At 37.3% G+C, this 18422-nt stretch carries 18 protein-coding genes and 1 other annotated feature (1 of these 19 cut by a window edge); of the genes, 5 read left to right on the plus strand and 13 right to left on the minus strand.

Annotated features, from left to right (window positions below):
• Positions 1–586: 586 nt before the first annotated feature.
• From BFJ97_RS04580 to BFJ97_RS04595, 4 genes are all read right to left on the minus strand, one after another.
• Entirely contained in the window at positions 587–1495 is a 909-nt protein-coding gene (locus BFJ97_RS04580) for an RluA family pseudouridine synthase (protein WP_068983508.1), read from the minus strand.
• Between the two features lies 1 nt (position 1496).
• Positions 1497–2291: an NAD kinase gene (locus tag BFJ97_RS04585; RefSeq protein ID WP_068983440.1), complete on the minus strand. Its 795-nt coding sequence runs from the start codon at positions 2289–2291 to the stop codon at positions 1497–1499.
• The gene (locus BFJ97_RS04590; protein ID WP_068983441.1) at positions 2288–2959 is read right to left on the minus strand and encodes a GTP pyrophosphokinase; all 672 of its coding nucleotides are present in this window, start codon (positions 2957–2959) and stop codon (positions 2288–2290) included. The genes BFJ97_RS04585 and BFJ97_RS04590 overlap by 4 nt, the downstream gene beginning before the upstream one ends.
• 62 nt (positions 2960–3021) lie before the next feature.
• Positions 3022–3405, minus strand: a complete 384-nt coding sequence (locus BFJ97_RS04595; RefSeq protein ID WP_068983442.1) for a hypothetical protein — start codon at positions 3403–3405, stop codon at positions 3022–3024.
• 146 nt (positions 3406–3551) lie between these two features.
• Between BFJ97_RS04595 and BFJ97_RS04600 the strand changes: the two genes are divergently transcribed.
• The 4 genes from BFJ97_RS04600 (at position 3552) to BFJ97_RS04615 (ending at position 6389) form a co-directional block, all read left to right on the plus strand.
• The gene (locus BFJ97_RS04600) at positions 3552–4139 is read left to right on the plus strand and encodes a CYTH domain-containing protein (RefSeq protein ID WP_068983443.1); all 588 of its coding nucleotides are present in this window, start codon (positions 3552–3554) and stop codon (positions 4137–4139) included.
• Between the two features lie 32 nt (positions 4140–4171).
• Entirely contained in the window at positions 4172–4960 is a 789-nt protein-coding gene (locus BFJ97_RS04605; RefSeq protein WP_068983444.1) for a lytic transglycosylase domain-containing protein, read from the plus strand.
• Between the two features lie 219 nt (positions 4961–5179).
• Positions 5180–5587: a globin domain-containing protein gene (locus tag BFJ97_RS04610; protein ID WP_068983445.1), complete on the plus strand. Its 408-nt coding sequence runs from the start codon at positions 5180–5182 to the stop codon at positions 5585–5587.
• Complete coding sequence (locus BFJ97_RS04615; protein ID WP_068983446.1) at positions 5580–6389, plus strand: DsbA family protein; 810 nt, start codon at positions 5580–5582, stop codon at positions 6387–6389. The genes BFJ97_RS04610 and BFJ97_RS04615 overlap by 8 nt, the downstream gene beginning before the upstream one ends.
• Positions 6390–6839: 450 nt before the next feature.
• Here the strand turns inward: BFJ97_RS04615 and BFJ97_RS04620 are convergent, their stop codons facing one another.
• The 4 genes from BFJ97_RS04620 to BFJ97_RS04635 form a co-directional block, all read right to left on the minus strand.
• Positions 6840–7562: an anti-sigma factor gene (locus tag BFJ97_RS04620; protein ID WP_068983447.1), complete on the minus strand. Its 723-nt coding sequence runs from the start codon at positions 7560–7562 to the stop codon at positions 6840–6842.
• On the minus strand, positions 7559–8104 hold the full coding sequence (locus BFJ97_RS04625) for an RNA polymerase sigma factor (protein WP_068983448.1): 546 nt from the start codon (positions 8102–8104) through the stop codon (positions 7559–7561). Before BFJ97_RS04625 ends, BFJ97_RS04620 begins: the two co-directional genes overlap by 4 nt.
• A gap of 114 nt (positions 8105–8218) precedes the next feature.
• Positions 8219–8707 (minus strand): COG4315 family predicted lipoprotein, encoded by a 489-nt coding sequence (locus BFJ97_RS04630; protein ID WP_068983449.1) that lies wholly within the window; start codon positions 8705–8707, stop codon positions 8219–8221.
• A gap of 38 nt (positions 8708–8745) precedes the next feature.
• Entirely contained in the window at positions 8746–9549 is an 804-nt protein-coding gene (locus BFJ97_RS04635) for a substrate-binding domain-containing protein (RefSeq protein WP_068983450.1), read from the minus strand.
• Between the two features lie 391 nt (positions 9550–9940).
• Between BFJ97_RS04635 and BFJ97_RS04640 the strand changes: the two genes are divergently transcribed.
• Positions 9941–10846: a LysR family transcriptional regulator gene (locus BFJ97_RS04640; protein ID WP_068983451.1), complete on the plus strand. Its 906-nt coding sequence runs from the start codon at positions 9941–9943 to the stop codon at positions 10844–10846.
• Positions 10847–11443: 597 nt separating this feature from the next.
• Here the strand turns inward: BFJ97_RS04640 and BFJ97_RS04645 are convergent.
• The 5 genes from BFJ97_RS04645 to spxA all read right to left on the minus strand — a co-directional run bounded on the left by BFJ97_RS04645 (position 11444) and on the right by spxA (position 17673).
• Entirely contained in the window at positions 11444–11911 is a 468-nt protein-coding gene (locus BFJ97_RS04645) for a 2,4'-dihydroxyacetophenone dioxygenase family protein (protein ID WP_068983452.1), read from the minus strand.
• An 842-nt stretch (positions 11912–12753) separates the two neighbouring features.
• A complete protein-coding gene (gene pepF / locus BFJ97_RS04650; protein WP_068983453.1) occupies positions 12754–14571 on the minus strand; it encodes an oligoendopeptidase F in 1818 nt (605 codons plus the stop codon).
• A gap of 48 nt (positions 14572–14619) precedes the next feature.
• Positions 14620–15741 (minus strand): competence protein CoiA, encoded by a 1122-nt coding sequence (locus tag BFJ97_RS04655; RefSeq protein WP_068983454.1) that lies wholly within the window; start codon positions 15739–15741, stop codon positions 14620–14622.
• 433 nt (positions 15742–16174) lie between these two features.
• Entirely contained in the window at positions 16175–16843 is a 669-nt protein-coding gene (gene mecA, locus BFJ97_RS04660) for an adaptor protein MecA (protein WP_068983455.1), read from the minus strand.
• Positions 16844–17277: 434 nt separating this feature from the next.
• Entirely contained in the window at positions 17278–17673 is a 396-nt protein-coding gene (gene spxA / locus BFJ97_RS04665; RefSeq protein WP_068983509.1) for a transcriptional regulator SpxA, read from the minus strand.
• 527 nt (positions 17674–18200) lie between these two features.
• Positions 18201–18422, plus strand: a binding site (T-box leader); it runs 12 nt beyond the window's last position.

Raw genomic sequence — 18422 nt, forward strand, 5'->3', positions numbered from 1 at the left:
TATTGTACCTTTTCTGCAAACCCTTTTTTTAACTCCTAATGACCCGCGACATTACCAGGATTTAATTGGATAAATCTGCGTATAAAATTTTCCGTTTTTTACCTATAACTATAACGTGGAGTTGATTTCCGTTCCGACTGGGCGCTTTGCGCGAAAGCGTAGTGCTAACGAAGCAGCAGCAGAGGGTTTTGTTTGTGCGAAAGCGCAGCGACAGCAACAGCACGGATGTTGGTCACGAAGGCGTTATCACAGGACGTGATGGTTTTAGCCTTTGTTCCTCTATTACTGATCCCCAAGGAGTCGCCGAGTCTCACTCCAATCAACTTATACTACATTTTAAAAAATGTCATCCCTACCTTATAGTAATGTGCCTAAAAAGCCCTCTGTTTTACTATATCCTACAAACACTTTCTTTTCTGTTAACGTGCTGTTAAGAAAACTTTCTTATAAGAGATAAAAAATGATAAGGAGATGCCCGTTTGTGCGAACATCTCCTTAAATATATAAAATAGTTTTCACAATTAGTGAACTAAAGACTGTTTAGATCGTCTTCGTCATAGTATAGGTTTTAAAAAAAATCTAAACTTTAGGCTAAGGAGTCATTCAGTAATTGCTGCATATCTTTGTTTAAGTCACTTGTGAAGTGTAAACTCTCACCTGTTAAGGGGTGGAGCATCTTTAAAGACACACAATGTAGGGCTTGTCTATTGATATGGTTGCGACTTCCACCATAAAGTGCATCTCCAACAAGTGGATGTCCCACATAAGCCATATGCACACGAATTTGATGTGTACGCCCTGTGTGTAACTTTAGTTGTATATGTGTCATCGGTTCATCATGTAAATAAAAGCGTCTTAAAACTGTCACATCGGTATGCGCAAATTGACCGTCTTCACGTACCTCTCGCTCAATAATACTCGTCTCTTTGCGTCCAATAGGAGCAATGATTGATTGTATATCTTGGGCTACATGTCCATGCACTATTGCTTCATATTGTCGAGAAATTTCTCCACTACGCTGTGCAAGTCCCGTTAAATGATGGATATGAGCATGTTTAGCAATGCATAATAAGCCAGAAGTATCACGATCAAGTCTCGTGACGATATGGGCAGTAGATGCTAGACCTTGCTTCTGAAAATGACCACACACTAGATTAGCTACGCTAAGCGTTGGATGCTCTCTCGAAGGGATCGTACTCTGATGCGCTGGCTTACTAAGCACTAAAATAGCTTCATCTTCAAAAGTAATAGCGAGTTCACCATGTTCAACAGCAAGTCCTTCACTTTTTTCTTCTGGAGGGAATTTCACTTCAACTCGATCACCAACGTGAAGAGGATGTCTAACATTTCGTTCGACATCATTCACTGTCAATAAACCTCCATCAAATTTAATTGCTGTTAAAGCTCGCTTAGAGATTCGCCATTCAGTTAAGGCTTCCCTTAGTAGTTGACCTTCCTTTTCTGCTATAAAATGCAGTGTAAACCTTGTATCCATCTTACTCATTTGCCACGAACGATTCATGGACTCGTTCCCAGAATGGGAATGGGCGGAAACGAGCAAAACGTACTCGTTCATTTGCTACATTAAAAGCAATCGACTTCACATCGCCTTGCGTAACTTGTAAATGATCAACCGTCATATTAAAGTTTTGATCATTAACTGGACGTAAAATACAGTGATGGTGGGCTGGTAAAATGAGTGGTGAACCAACTGTACGGAAGACACGGTTATTGATAGATGCTATTTCAGTAATTTGGAATGCAGCTAAAGTCGGGTGAATAATCGCTCCACCGAGGGCTTTATTATACGCTGTGCTACCCGAAGGAGTCGACACACAAAGCCCATCTCCACGGAAACGTTCAAACTGATTGCCATTTAACTCCACATCCATAACAAGCGTGACATCAGGTGATTTCACAGTCGCTTCATTTAACGCTAAATACGTATTGGACTCCGCATTATGATGCTCCACCTTCACCTCTAGTAAAGGATACTCCACAACGTTAAAGTCTTTCTTAGCAATCGACAAAACAAGCTTTTCTAATTCAGATGGCTTCCAGTCCGCGTAAAATCCTAAATGTCCTGTATGGATACCTACGAAGGCAACCTGATCTAGCAAATGAGAATATCGATGAAAGGCATGTAATAATGTTCCATCTCCTCCAATAGAGACTACGATTTCAGGCGATTCCTCATCATAAGTTAGCCCAAAATCCTGCAAATACGTTCTTGCTAGCTCCATTAATTCGTTCGATTGTGCATCTCTACGTGATTGAATGGAAAATTTCATTTTATGTCACGCTCCTTCTCTGATAGTAAATTAGGATTCGATGCTTCTTTGTATTCGCTAAAATAAGCTTGTGCTTCTTGAATCTCACTGCGAATGGACGACATTTCCTCATCCAATCGGAAGGCCGCCTCTGCAGCACTTTGAAGGCGATTTTTTATTTCCTCTGGGAACATGCCTTTATATTTATAATTTAATGAATGCTCAATAGATGCCCAGAAATTCATAGCTAGTGTTCTTATTTGAATTTCAGCTAATACCAATTTTTTCCCTTGAATCGTCTCAACAGGATATTCAACAATCATGTGATATGAGCGATATCCACTTGGTTTATTATGTGTAATATAGTCACGTTCTTCTACTACGCGCATATCTTTTCGTTGACGGATTAGCTCCGTAACTGTTGAAATATCATCTACAAATTGACACATAATACGAAGGCCTGCAATATCACCTAGCTCATCACCCAGTTGTTTAGAAGGCTCAAAGGAAAGCCCTTTTTCTAATGTTTTATCGTATATACTTGCTAAAGGTTTTACACGCCCTGTAACAAACTCGATTGGTGAATTTGCATTAACAATACCAAACTGCGAACGCATACCCTTTAATTTTACTTTTAACTCATCTACTGCTTGTTTATAAGGACCTAAAAATATTTCCCATTGTCCCATCACAAAAACCTCCCGACATTCGGTATCGAACAAAACCAACACCGTCTGTTCGTTTTGTCTTTTTATTCAGCGAGAATTGTCTTGAAGTGTTGTTCCACTGCTTGGACAAATTCCGCTCCGTAATTGTAATTTCCTTCAATATTATACACGAGCATTTCCAATTCATCGTAAAAATTGGTAAGTTCAATAACTTCTTCACCTAATTGCAGCTTTGGATTTTTCTTTTTTTGTAAAATATGTACAAGTTGATCCCAACTACTTGGTGGAAAACGCAAATAATGATAATTTTCTCCTGCATCAAGTAAATAAATAAACGCAAAGTCATCAGAATCTGCAATTAGTTGTGCAGCAGGTTTTAACTGTAAATTTTCATCAATGTCGTTTAAACTAAAATGAAGTTGCTCGTTTTCAAAATTCAATGTTTCTATCGTATAAATTTTACGCACATGCCGTTCCCCTTTTTTTTCGTACTCTTCCTCTTATTTTAGCATACAGGGTAAATAGTTGCAGTGTGTAAATATTAACGAATTAAACTTTTCTTTCTTCGTAATCAACACATTTGAAAAAATTTAAACTAAACAGGTGATCATATATGGCACAACAACTTGAAATAGAATTTAAAAACCTCTTAACAAAACAACAATACGAGCATTTATTGCAAGAGTTCAGCATTTCCGAAAATGCTATTCATCGTCAAACAAATCATTATTTCGACACTCCTTCCCAAGCTATTCGGAAATTACAAAGCGGGCTCCGTATTAGACAAATCGACAAATATTTTGAATGTACATTAAAAGAAAAAAGTGCAGAGCATGCACATTTAGAAACAACAGATGAAATAACCGCTGAGCAGGCAAGCAAAATGCTTGTAGGAGAAGGTTTTTATGCCAAAGAGGTAGCTAAAAGACTAGCACTATTTCAAATTCCTTTAGAAAATTTGGAAGTTTTCGGTTCACTGACAACGGATCGTGTCGAAATACCTTATAGAGATGGTCTTCTAGTATTTGACCATTCTTTCTATTTGCAGTGCGACGATTATGAGGTAGAATATGAATCAAAAGATGCAATAAAAGGAAATGCAATCTTCGACGAATTTCTACAGCAATATGGTATTGAAAAACGGTCTGCAGATAAAAAAATCGCACGTTTTATGCAAGCATTACAAATGAATAAAGAATAATACTAATAGCTTAAGAAAGGGTGACCAACTTCTTGGATATCCAATCAATCAGAACTTTACTTGAAATTCAAGCATTGCAAACACTAGGCTCTACAGCAAATTCATCGTCTAACAATCTTACAGACAGTAATTCTATGTTTTCAGACATGATTAGCGAATTGCTTGGCGGTGCAACAACTGCTAATAGTGCAAAATTGTCCAGTTTACTCGGAAGTGCATCAAGCGTCTCTTCATCGATCAACCAATTTAGTAGTTCAAATGGGTTGTTTGAAAACATGCAAAATAGTGGGTACCAATCATTGCTCTATAATGGTTCTAATTCCGTCTATATCCCTGATTCTGTACAGGCAGCATTAGCAAACACACAATCTAGTACAAAACTAGACACCTATGTTTCAGATAATGTCATTGGTTCAACAGCGTATGCCAATGCATTAACAGGGGCGAATCAATATGCTTCGATTATTGAAAAGGCAGCAGCTACATATAATGTACCCGAGAAACTTATCGCTGCCGTAATCAAGCAAGAGTCTAATTTTAATCCAACAGTGGTTAGTCATGCTGGGGCACAAGGTTTAATGCAATTAATGCCAAAAACAGCACAACATTTAGGGGTTACTAACGCTTTTGATCCTGAGCAAAATATTATGGCTGGGGCAAAATATTTACGCCAAATGCTAGATAAATTCGATAATGATCCAACGTTAGCGTTAGCTGCCTATAACGCAGGAGCTTCTCGCGTTACAAAGTATGGTGGCGTTCCTCCTTTCAAAGAAACACAGAATTATGTCAAAAAAGTGATGAATTACTACACTGCTTAATCGCATAATCACTGTTATTACAATCTTTTTCAGCAAATTTCACCCTTTGTGGTGAAATTTGCTCTTTTCTAGCGAAAAACAATTCCAAAGAGCGGTTTGTTTGTGTTAACGAAAAGACGTTGATAGAATGAAGGTAGTCACAAGAAATTCACATTTTTGAAGATGACCGAGTATAAAATTGTACTTTACGATATAAAGACTTGAAGGAGCATTTAACTTATGAGTAGAAAATACACTGTTCCTTATGAGGAGCTGGGAGCTGAAAAACTTTCAGAGCTAATTCATGCATTCTATAAAAGAGTTGCTCAGCATCCTGATCTTATTCCAATCTTTCCGGAAGATTTGACAGAGACAGCCCGCAAGCAAATTCAATTTCAAACACAGTATTTAGGTGGACCAAATCTTTTTACTGAGGAACATGGACATCCAATGATGCGTGCACGTCATATGAATTTTCCAATTACACCCGATCGTGCTCAAGCTTGGCTCGAATGTATGTCCGAAGCAATGGATGAAGTTGGTTTAGAAGGGAAGTTCCGTGAAACTTATTATCAACGTTTAGTATTAACAGCTCATCACATGATTAATACACCAAATGACGATGAGGGGGAATTGTTACGTGAATAATATTCAAATGTTGCAAGCACCAACTCCTGAGATTTCTACTGCGAATAAGCCAATTGAATTGTATATTTTCGTAGATCCACTTTGTCCTGAAGCTTTTAATATACAAGCCATTCTTCGTAAATTACAGCTAGAGTATAATCATTACTTTACATGGCGCCTTGTGCTAAGCACAGAGCTTACCTCTTTAAATTGTTTAAGTAAGCGCGTAAAGGGGTGTGTATCAGGCATTGAACTCGACATAAATCACCCTGTTTTACCATCTATTGCTATTAAAGCAGCAGAGTTACAGGGCAAACGTGCCGGAGCGCGCTATTTGTCGAAACTACAAGAATATGTATTACTAAACCATCAAGATGTTAATTCCTATGCAACGCTGTTAAAAATTGCGGAGGATGTTCAATTAGACATGAATGAATTTTCTGTAGACTTTGGGTCGAAGGAAACAGCACGTGCCTTCCAATGTGATTTATATATGAAACGTGAAATGGAAGTTGATGAAGTGCCTAGCATTGTATTTTTCAATGAATGTATTGAAGATGAGGGACTTAAAGTTAGTGGTAGCTATTCCTATGACGTATATGAACATATTTTACAAGAGATGATGGATGAACAGCTTGTGCGTCAACCATTACCAACAATGGAAGAGCTATTTATAAAATTCCATACACTTTCAACACATGAAGTAGCTTTTATCTATTCATTAACAGAACAAACAGCAGAACGCGAATTAAAAAAACGTATGCTACAACAAAAGATTGAACGAATTCAGACAGATGACGCTACATTATGGCGTATTAAATAATGCAATTATACTCTTATTCTAAAAAATAGAGGGCTTATCCGATAAGTCCCTAAAAATAAAGCAAGTGAAGGAAGCTCCGCGCTTCCTTCACTTGCTTTTGTTTGTTGTCCTAATAATTAACTTTCTCTTGGATTATTCAAACTCAACGAAAATAAATAATCAACCTCATCGATCATCTCATCAATATCCGGATTGTGTGTTCATTTAGATATGGTAATGTCAATTGGAAAACTAAAATTGACGAAAGCAATGAATAGAAAAAATAAACTGTATATTTAAAGTTCCCTTTTTATACCTGTATTGTCTTTTCCACCATCATTTATAAGCTGCTATTACAGTCCACTGGTATTTTAATTCCTTGTCACTAACATTAGCAAATTCTAATAAACCTAACGAATACTTTTTATTAATAGCATTTTTAAAAATGTATCTGTCCTTTTCTGTTCCCATCTATGACCCGGCTATTTTTTCTCCCTTTGGCTGGCTGCTGTTGGCGTCCGGTTCGACAGTGATGCCAATTTGATCAAAAGTCTGCCCTTCGGCTAGCTGGTAGGTCAGTATTCCGGATCCGTTTTCATCTGGCTTGAATATGCCGCTATTTTCCCTTATGCCATTTTTCAGCAGCCAAACCTGGTAAACCTGTGAGCCTTCGACGCCGGGTAATTCGTGAACCTGCACCACCAAATTTTTCTCAGATCCCTGCTGGACAATATATGCGATGCCGTTTGTTCCCGTGTGGCTTTGATTAACTGCTTTTAAGGGAATGGTCGTTAAAATCTCAATGGGTATATTTGCAGCATGGCGATTTTTTTCCTGTACATTCGCTATTCCAAGGCCAATAATAGCGAGCAACAAGACGACCAATATACTGGTTGAAACTGGAGTGAAATGGCTTTTGAACTTCATCATAAGCTTACTCATCTTAGCCATGAATGTTTCCGTATCGCTTTTCGTTTGATGATCAAAAACGAATCCCAGCACCTCGCCTTTTAACGATTCAGGCACCGCGATTTCAGTATAATCAAACGGCAAAGCATGCCAGGCCTGGGACAATTCCTGATATTCTTCCTTACATTTCGTACAATCCTTTAAATGTTCAACATAGGCTATGCGTTCGCTCTCCTTGAGCTCATTTGCTATATATGGAATTAAATGATCACAATCCCTTCTCATTTTATATCCTCCAATTCCAGATGTTTCCTCAAACCTTTAAGTGCTTGGTGCAACCTGCTTTTAATCGTGCCGAGCGGCTCTTGTTCCAGCTTGGCGATCTCTGAAAGAGAATAGCCTTTCCAATAAAGCAAATCGATTAATTTTCTTTGCGCCGTCGGCAATTTATTTTTCGCCATCTCAATATCATTCGTATTTACTCGTTGCTCGATTACATTGGCAAAGTCGGCGATTTCTTCATGTTCCTCTTGATAGTGTTGCGTATGCCTCTTCTCTTTGCGGTGGTAGTCAATGCAAATATTGCGAGTAATCGTGAGGAGCCAATTGACAAAGCTGCCTTGAGCGGGATCGTATTGGCTGTTTGTTGTCCATAGCCTCAAAAAGACCAACTGAATAATTTCTTTCGTCTTCTCCTCATTCCCATTACAAAACTTCATAACGAAGCCGTAAACAAGCTTTATATATCGATCATACAGCTCCTCTAATGCGTGACCGTGTTTTTCGTTTACCAATATCATTAATTCCGCATCGTAATTTTCTTTCATGTGGCACTCCCTGCTATTGGATAAAAATATATTCTTTCGGTACAAAAGACACTTACTGAAAGAAGTTAAAAGTAAGGATGGGAACGACCGCGATTGATCGTTCCCAAGATAGGCTTACTTAAATTCTGTTTTGCTATTTACGATAAACCATACATCTTTTACTCCTTGTCCATTCACATCCCCTTTTTGCTGGTCTTTAGCAAAATAATAAAGAGGAAAGCCTTTGTACGTGACTTGCTTCTGACCGTTGTCTGCTCTTGTAATTGTACCGAAATCCTTTTTGTCAAAACCTTCTGGGACAGCGAAATCTTCCTGAGTAAATGCCGGCCAGGTTGCCAGGCAGTCTCCACTACAATTGCTTTTTTCTGCTTCATCCTTCTTAAAGTAATACAGCGTCTTTCCCTGTGAATCTGCTAGGTATTCTCCAACTTTGTCATTCTTCAAAAGCTGAAGGCTGTTAGCCGGGGCTTGTTCTGTTTTAGTTTGTTCCGTTTGGGCTTGATCAGCTTGATCCGTCTCTGTTTTTTCCTCAGTGCTTTTTCCACAGGCAGCCAAAACAAAAATAATCGATAGTATTTCGAGGGTAAAAATTCCTTTTTTCATGTACGTTCCTCCCAGTTTTTCAGATTTAATGATCTTCCTTATTTCCATCCCCATTTTTGAAAGATTTGATGACCTTCTTCCGTTTTTAAATACTCAATAAATTGCTGTGCCTCTTTTTTCTGATCGGTAATTTTCGTCAGGGCGATCGGCGTTCCACGATAGAGCTTCTCTTCTTCGGGAAGTTCGACTAGGTCGGTCACATCCTTGAGTCGGTAATGCCATGATTCATAAGTAATCCAGGCGTCTAGGCTAGAATTCGATTTCCATCGTTCAATGGCTTCAGCACTCGACTTTACAGAAAGGTTAATATTTTGAGAAATACCTTCGATTATCCCTTTTCTGCCTGCCATGTCTTCCCACAAGCCGAGCTGGCCAGCTCCATTCACATCGAGTATTTTGACTCCATCTTTCGTTAAATTTTCCAGGCTTTCAATCTTCTTTGGATTTCCTTTCCTCACCAGTATTCCTGCAGCACGCGGGTAAAGCTCCGTTCGTGATTTAGTGTCAATCATTTCGGGATGGTTAAAGATGAAGTCCTGCAGCATATATTCGGAGCCACAGAAAATAATATCTGCATCTTGCTTTGCCTGGCTGATCCAATTGCCCTCTGGTCCGGCTGTTACTTCCACCTTTATTCCCGTTTCAATTGAAAAATGTTCAGCAGCTTCCTTGATTGGTCCAAGTGGTCCGCCTGGTCCATACACCCGGATGACATGATCACTTTGAACGGAATTTGGTGTCGCCTGGGAAGCCTGCTTACTGTCCATTTTTGCATTGACTGACAAGCCGGTAGCCGCAATAACAAAGAGCAGTAAAGCTGATAGAAACAAGGTCTTCTTCATGATTATTCCTCCATTTTATACATGTTTTTTTACGGTACTATCAAAGGAAACGAAGGGAGGCTGCAAACGGTTTGATTGTAATTTCAAATTAGTTAGAAAGTTTCATAAATAAGATCAATTTATGCCTCGGCATATTGCGTCCGGAATCAGCCTTAATATACGCAATAATCATCGCGGCACTTACAGCGTATGCTACTGCCTCTAGATGGCTAACAGGGCAGATTAGTTCAAGGAGGATTTATCTATTCTTAGGAGAACTTATATATTTAATAAGAAAATTATTTAGCCAAAGACGGTATACCTACTAAATCTTGTATATGTTACTGGTTTTCATTCCCAATCTAACACAAAATATGTTGATAAGATTTTTTAATAGACAAGGAGAAAAACTATGAACTTTGAACAATTACTATATATTGTTGAAGTGACAAAACACAATTCACTCTCTATAGCAGCTCAGAATCTTTATGTGACTCAATCGGCTATTAGCCAATCCATTACTAGTTTAGAAAAGGAATTGGGACTAAAAATTTTACATCGTTCAAGGGGACAAGGTGCTGTGCCAACCGATGAAGGTAGAATCATTCTGAAGCAAGCCTACGAAGTGTTAAGAAAATTGGAGGAAATTAAAGAGACCGCCCACTCATTTAATTCCATGGTAGAAGGAGAACTAAAAGTATCTTCCATACCAGGATTAACAACGATTCTAGTAAAGGCTTTGGCTGCTTTTAAACAAGATTATCCTCAAGTAAATGTAGAAATAAATGAAAAAAGCGGCTCTTCTGTGATTGAAGATGTTCGCCAGCATCAGATCGACATCGGACTGATTGCCTATTCACCAGACTGGAACATAAACATGGAAGGAATAGCTTTTGAATCACTATTTGAAGGAAAGCAGAAAATCTATGTTTCTAAACATTCTCCTTTAGCGTTTACAGGTGCCATATCTTCACATGAGATACTCGATCAAACGCTCGTTACATATTACGGTGAATTTATGCAATACTTTGTTCATGATTTCTTTAACAAATACCAGCCCATGAAAATCCTATTTACATCAAACAATTCGGACGGCATTCTCCAAGCTATCATTGAAAGTTCGGCTATTACATTCGCTCCTGATTTCATCATGAAAAATTATCCACCCGTCATAAATGGAGAGATAATTCCTATTGATTTAGAAAATCATGGAGGTCTCAATATTTCTTTTGGATTAGTTTTATCAGAAGATAAACATTTATCCATTTTACTAAACAAGTATATCCATTATCTAAAATCTGAAATTACGAAAATATAAGAGAAAAAGAGTTGCCACTTCGCCTTATGGAAGGGCTTCTCTTTTTTTGTCAATCTAACTAATCAATTATGCCTCGGCATAATTGCGTCCGGAATCGGCTTTGCGCTTAGGCTAGCAGATGTTTTTTGTGCGAAAGCGTAGTGCTGACGCAGCGGCAGCAACAAATGTTTTTTTGTGTGAAAGCGTAGTGCTAACGCAGCGGCAGCAACAAATGTTTTTTTGTGCGAAAGCGTAGTGCTAACGCAGCGGCAGCAACAGATGTTTTTTGCGCGAAAGCGTAGCGGCAGCGGCAAATGTTTTTTTGTGCGAAAGCGTAGTGCTAACGTAGCGGCAGCAACAGATGTTTTTTGCGCGAAAGCGTAGCGGCAGCGGCAAATGTTTTTTGTGCGAAAGCGTAGTGCTAACGCAGCGGCACCGATGCAGGTCAGTTAGCTGTTATCGCATGGATGCGATGATTTTAGGCTAACATCCCCTAAGAACTCCTATCCGATTCCGTGACATCCGTGATGTTGGTCACTCAGTCGTTGCCACAGGACGTGGCGTTCTTAGACTGAGTTCCTTTATTTCAGCGGGTGTTTGGATACCCGCTGAAATAAGTTAAAATTGAGTCACATCTATAGGTGTAATTCCCTCAGCTTCACAATGATCATGGTATTTTTGCAATAATGACTTCCAATTATCTCTAGCAATAATTTCTCCATTTTCATTCACATAATCTAATGTTGCCTCAACAATATTTAACGTAATAACCTCTTCATCTCCTAGAGATTCAGGTGTGTGTTGGGATCCAGCAGGCTCATAAACTACATCCCCAGCGTTAGAAACCCAATCATTCTCCATATATCTCCAAGAGCCACTAATCGTATACACAATAACCGTTCCAGGATGGAAATGTGTAGGAAGCTGTATCCCTGCAGGAACTTTTAACAGGGTAATAGTTTGTCCTGTTACTGGATTAACTTTAAGTAACTTAAAATGAGCCACCCCAAAATAAGAAACCCACGGTAAATCATCTGGACAGATATTTCCTGCATCATATACTTCTACAGCTTTTACATTACTCATTTAAAATCCCCCTCGTCCAATGTAAGTTATAAAATTCGCACATTGATAACATTTACACTAGGAAGCTTGTTAACTGTTGCGGATTTGTAATTTTTAGTATATTTACAATTATCTATTTATTCAAATTATGATTTTTAATGTGCAGTTTAATTACATTAATATATACATGCAATTCCCTTACGTTTATCATAATGGCTTTTTGATTTGGGCATTTCCTAATTTGAATGTATAGCAATACCGATTGCTATAGTTGAACCGGCGATTGAAACTTAAGCTGAAGCGTTGTGGTGGGGTTTGATTACAATAACCTACAGTTGGCTATGGGGATATTGCGCCTGTACTGGATTAGGTAGATTAATGGCTACTGTATTGCTAATGGTAGGAATCAGGATGATTGATATAGGATGATTTGTTATAAAAGCGTCTATCCGGAACGGAAATGAATCCCTCGTTTTGCCGAAGAACCATACTTTATTTAATACGATATCTTAAATCGACATAAAAAAACAAAAAAATAAAAGAAGCGCCACTATCCTCGACAGATAGTGACGCCTCTCTTTCACAAAGGGGATGGGAGAAATGTTCACGTTCAAACAAAGGGGTGTATGTTTGTTTTGTGATTTATTTCACAAGAATCACTTTATCACGGAATAATTAATATAGCAATGATACTGATGCTAGATTCACAAATTTGTCAAATAGAAAGCGATTACAGACAGTATTTTTCCAAGATGAGCGCTTTTAAACTTATAGAAATCAAAAAAAATCATTATCCATTATTTTTTTAACGCTCCACTTTTCATAGAAAAAAGGCTGTAGTAAAATTCCTACAGCCTTGCTAATTAATTATTCAACAATAATTTCTCTAACTCATTTAAGCGTTCTTCAAATACTTTACATGCATCATCAATCGGTTTTGCCACGTTCATATCAACACCCGCTGCCTTTAATACATCAATTGGGAAATTAGAGCAACCTGCTTTTAAGAAGTTATTAATATAACGTTCTACAGCTGGTGTACCCTCTTCTAAAATCTGTTGGCTTAATGCAGTTGCCGCTGATTTACCTGTAGCATATTGATACACATAATAATTATAGTAGAAGTGTGGAATACGAGCCCATTCTAAGCCGATTTCCTGATCAACGACGATATCCTCACCAAAGTACTTTTTATTTAAAACATAGTAAACCTCAGTTAAACGTTCTGCTGTTAAAGATTCACCATTCTTATCCATTTGATGGATAAGGTGTTCAAATTCAGCAAACATTGTTTGTCTGAAAACTGTACTTCTGAAACCGTCTAACCAATGATTTAATAAATAAATCTTCTGTTGAGGATCCTCAATTGTTTTCAGTAAATAATCATTTAATAGTTCTTCATTACATGTTGAAGCTACTTCAGCCACAAAAATAGAATAGTCGCCATAAACAAACGGCTGGTTTTTACGTGAATAATAACTGTGTACACTATGACCAAATTCATGAGCTAGTGTAAACAGGTTATTAACATTGTCTTGCCAATTCATTAAGATGTACGGATTTGTTCCATAGGCGCCTGAAGAGTACGCACCACTGCGTTTCCCTTTGTTTTCTAAGACATCTACCCAACGGTTATCAAGACCACTTTGCACAATACCTTGGTATTCCTCACCAAGTGGTGCTAAAGACTTTACTAAAATATCCTTCGCTTCGTCGTAAGTGATTTTCATATCAACTTCCTTAACGAGTGGTGCAAATAAATCCCACATATGCAGTTCGTTCACGCCTAATAGTTTTTTCCGTAATGAAATATAGCGCTGCATAGCTGGTAAATGCTTATGGATTGTTTCCACTAATTGATCATAAACATTTTCTGGAATAAAATTATTAGACATGGCAGCATGGCGAGCAGAATCATAATTACGAATACGTGCGCTGACATTATGCTTTTTTACATTGCCCGTTAAAGTTGCAGCAAATGTATTTTTAAAGTTGCCATAAGTTTCGTACATAGCTTTAAAGGCATTTTCACGAACAGTGCGATCTTTGCTTTCTAAGAACTTAATATAGTTACCGTGTGTTAGCTGCACTTCTTCCCCCTCTTCATTTTTCACCTTAGGGAATACTATATCAGCGTTATTTAACATACTAAATGTATTTGAAGCGGTACCTGTAACCTCAGTCATTTGGGCAAGTAATGCTTCCTGTTCTGCCGGTAATACATGCGGACGTGCCATTGTTATTTCTTTTAAAGATTGCTTATACAGTTGTAAATCTTTATTTTCAGCTAAGTAACTTTCTATTGTTTCTTCATTCAATGATAAAATCTCTGGTGTTAAAAATGATAGGGTAGCTGAGATACTAGTCGCCAATGTTTGAATACGACTATTCATATCCTGGTAAGAGCTATTTGTCGTATCTTGGTCATTACGCATATGGGCATACGTGTAAAGCTTCATTGTGCGTTCATAAATATCATCGTGATAAGTAAGAACCGCTAATAAAGCATTTGCACCATTTTTTAATGTACCTGCATAGCTAGATGCCTTTTTGGAAATTTCCGCTACTTCCTTGTACTCCTCTTCCCATAAAGCGTCCGTTGCAAATATATCCTCCAAGCGCCAAGTTAATTCTTCTGGAACTTCATTTCTTAATAAAACTTTATTGCTGTTACTAGCCATATGCCAGCCCCCTTTATATGTGAGTTTTTCCTATACTCTCATATTTTCTCAGTATATTGTGGCAATTGCAAATAAATGTGCGTACACTTGCTCACAAATATCCGGAAAACAATTATTTTTTTGATAACTTTTCGCTGTCACCATTCCATAGTTTTTTATGGCCTGTACAGCACGATCTGTAATCTCTACATTTTGTTGGCGTAAAAACAAGTGAATATCTCTCTCATCCATCTCATGGGGTAGTAATTGCAAACCTCGACAAAAATAATGTAAAATCGTTTGCCACTCAATAGAAAATAACGGAATCGCTTCCACATCTTTTACAGGAATACCTACGTAATCAGGCATAGCCGTTAAAGACCAGCGTAACTCATAACTACATCGTAAAAATGAATCTTGCGCCCCTTTTTTACTATGTATTAATCGCTGATACACGAATTGCTTACAATGCTTTTTATAAAACTGCCAATAAAGACGAAATTCCTCTTTCGTTATTGATGTAGGCTGATAAAATGGAAAATATTGCTTGTGAATAGCTAATTCCTGTACTTTGCCTATAAAAGTATGCCCATGAACATGAAGAAGATTCGTCCAATAAATAAATCTCGATATCTTTGCATCATAGCTCACTAAATAAGACAAGCTTTGCGCTGTAGTAGTAATCATTTTTTGCATAATGGGAGAAATAAAAATCTTTTGTATACCTTGTGTGGATTGTCTTTGAGGTGTTTGAAAAAGCCACAATGGCTGTATAGAATTTTTCTCATATCCGGATGTACGCAATAGCCACTTTTCATGAGATATTGCGCTACATTGAAATTCAATAGCAATTTGCTGTTGCTCTTTTATCAAAAGCAAATCTGGTCGCTGTGAAAGTTTCGGTAAATAAGGCTCCAACTTTACTGTATGCCCAAGTTTTCTCAGCCATTCAAATAATTGAATTTTTCCTTGATAATGAAGTTTTGATTCACCCTCTGAAAATAACTGTACACAGCTATTATTAGCAATATGAGCAAAATGAGGAATATTATATTTACCTATCTTTAATTGGACAGGCTGTAGGCATTGGGGACAATAAAATTTCATCTGTTGCCTAGACTGTTGTAAAGCTTCCCTTGAATATTGATATGGGAGAAAAAGCTGCTGTTGCTCGTTATAAGCACTAAGCATAAAATCATCTCCTTTTTGACTAATTGTAAAGGAGTGTTTTTATAGCAACAAATAAATAACGGCTTTTTCTTGAAATTTTAAAAATGCCACCTTATCAATTATGACTCGGCATAATTGCGTACGGAATCGGCCAGAGCTTTAGGTGCCAACATATGTTTTTTGCGCGAAAGCATAGCGGCAGCGGCAGATGTTTTTTGCGCGAAAGCGTAGTGCCAACGTAGTGGCAGCTGCAACAACGCGACGTTGGTCACTCAGGCGTTTTCACAGGATGTGAAGCTCTTAGCCTGAGTTCTTTATTTCAGCAGGAATATCGGATCTTTATCATAAATTGTATTGTTAACTAAACAAATATTAAAATAAAAAGACTGCAAACAATCTTGAATCTCATCAAGTTTGTTTACAGTCTATGCCTCTGAATCAGAGGAAAATTGCTTTAAATAAAATATTTTCGTACTGTTTCAAAGCAATTAAACTCCATAATTTTTTCGCCATATTCCTCTAAGCGATGGATTGTGAAATTCGATGGTATTAAAAATTCTTTAATAACTGCATTTCTATCGTGGCGATTTAGGTCTTCATCTGCGTTCGCAAAGTCTACTACTAGGTAGTACCAACCTTCATATTTAAATAATGAGGAATCCACTAATTCATCTGTCATGCGTTTCGCTACAGGGATTAACTCATCAATATCTTTAAATTTATAAACATAAATGTCTGTATCCATAAATAATTCTGACTCATCTATGTCACCAAATTGAGTTAGTTGACTGAGAAGATCCTCTCCAACGTCGTCGAATGGGCCAAACATATCTTTGTGTTCATCAAAATGCGACTGACCATCTAAGGTTTCACCGTCTTTTAAAATATGTGCACGTGTGACAATGATTTCCAAGCCTACTTCAGACGCATTGATATGAATCCATATCGGACCCTCTACATCAAAATAATCCTCCGTGTTTACTTCATCAATCATATCCCAAAAAAGTTGTTCACCCTTTGCTCGATTGTACCAAATTTCTTCACGACTATAGCCGCGATCCTCTATATCATTGTACGTAATAAAGAGCTTGAGTGTATTTTCGTTTACACGTTCGATGTCCACCAGACCTCATCTCCCTTCACTGTCATTTGTCGAAAAACAGTTTTGTTCCATTAGTATGCTATTATTCATTGTTTTTAACCTCATACTCCATTTTGTTTTTCAACCTTTGACCACACTACAGTAAAACCATAGAGCAACCGAAATCAAAAATAATTGTCCACAGTTGCCTCTAATTCTATTGTATGCTGTTCTGTCATAAAATGAAAAGGATATACACCGTTTCACAGAAGATATTTGAATTATTGAAATTGTAGTAAACTATTAAGTTTAAATCAAGTTTAACATACTTTTACGGAAATATATGACTTTTCCCTACTAATTATTATACTTTATATAGATGGTTTTACATAAGTAAAACATAAAAAAATAGATGTCACAATATGCTTGTTGCATTTGTAACACCTATTACTTATATTATGCAGAATACGGAGTTATTAGTTCACCATACGCTGTGCTTCTTGTAATTGATAAGCCCGAACTTTACGAGGTAGGAAACGACGAATTTCATCCTCGTTGTAACCAACCTGTAGTCGTTTCTCATCTAAAATAATTGGACGACGTAATAAACCTGGATACTCTTGAATTAATTCATATAAGCGTTGTAATGGTAAACTTTCAACATCAACATTTAATTTTTGGAAAATCTTCGAGCGAGTTGAAATAATTTCATCCGTACCATCCTCTGTCATACGTAAAATTTCTTTTATTTCACGAATGCTTAACGGTTCGGAAAATATATTACGTTCTGTATATGGGATTTCATGTTCCTCTAACCATGCTTTCGCTTTTCGGCAAGACGTACAACTTGGTGATGTAAATAAAGTTACTATCATACTGACACATCCTTTCCATTTAATCATTATCTATAGACCAGTGTGTTAAATTAGAATTAATGTAATGTAAATCTACATACCCATTATACAGTACTCTATTGTATTTGAATATAGTTCCAATAAAAAAAAGAATAACTTTATCACTAAATATTCTGTCTATATTTACACATCATACAAAGTAGTTCCTTCATTGCATGGCTAATGTGTTACTACTAATATTCCCATTCTCAGAGCATTTTAAACACCCTTTAATGAATGGCTCTTGTTCTCATTTAAAAATCTTAAACGAGAATAATGTCAATTCGGTGTGTACAAATCTAGACGTATATTTACTAAAATTGGTTGCTTTTCTAACACAAAAGAACAGTAAAAATAGCATATAAGCTTTTTTCGAAAAAAAACACCGCCAAAAGTCTGACTTTACACACTTGCAATCCACCGAGCCTTTATAATATAATTTTTTGCAACAAATCAATAATGTCTTTGGCGAATTCACTTCGCTATCTAGACAGTTATTGTAATAAATAAAAACGCTGACGAAGAGTAGTACATATGCAATTTACACGTTTAGAGAGTCTGTGGTTGCTGCAAACAGATCGTGTAAGCATATGGAATGGACTTCTGAGTTAGCTTTGTGAACGACTAAGTATCCTTACTTGCGTCTATTAGCAAAGCTCGTCCCTTCACGTTACGAAGCAAAGTGGCCGTTTTAGGCAAGCTGGGTGGTACCGCGGATTCTAACATCA

The sequence above is a fragment of the Lysinibacillus xylanilyticus genome (assembly GCF_001708185.1).
Classification (GTDB): domain Bacteria; phylum Bacillota; class Bacilli; order Bacillales_A; family Planococcaceae; genus Lysinibacillus; species Lysinibacillus xylanilyticus_A.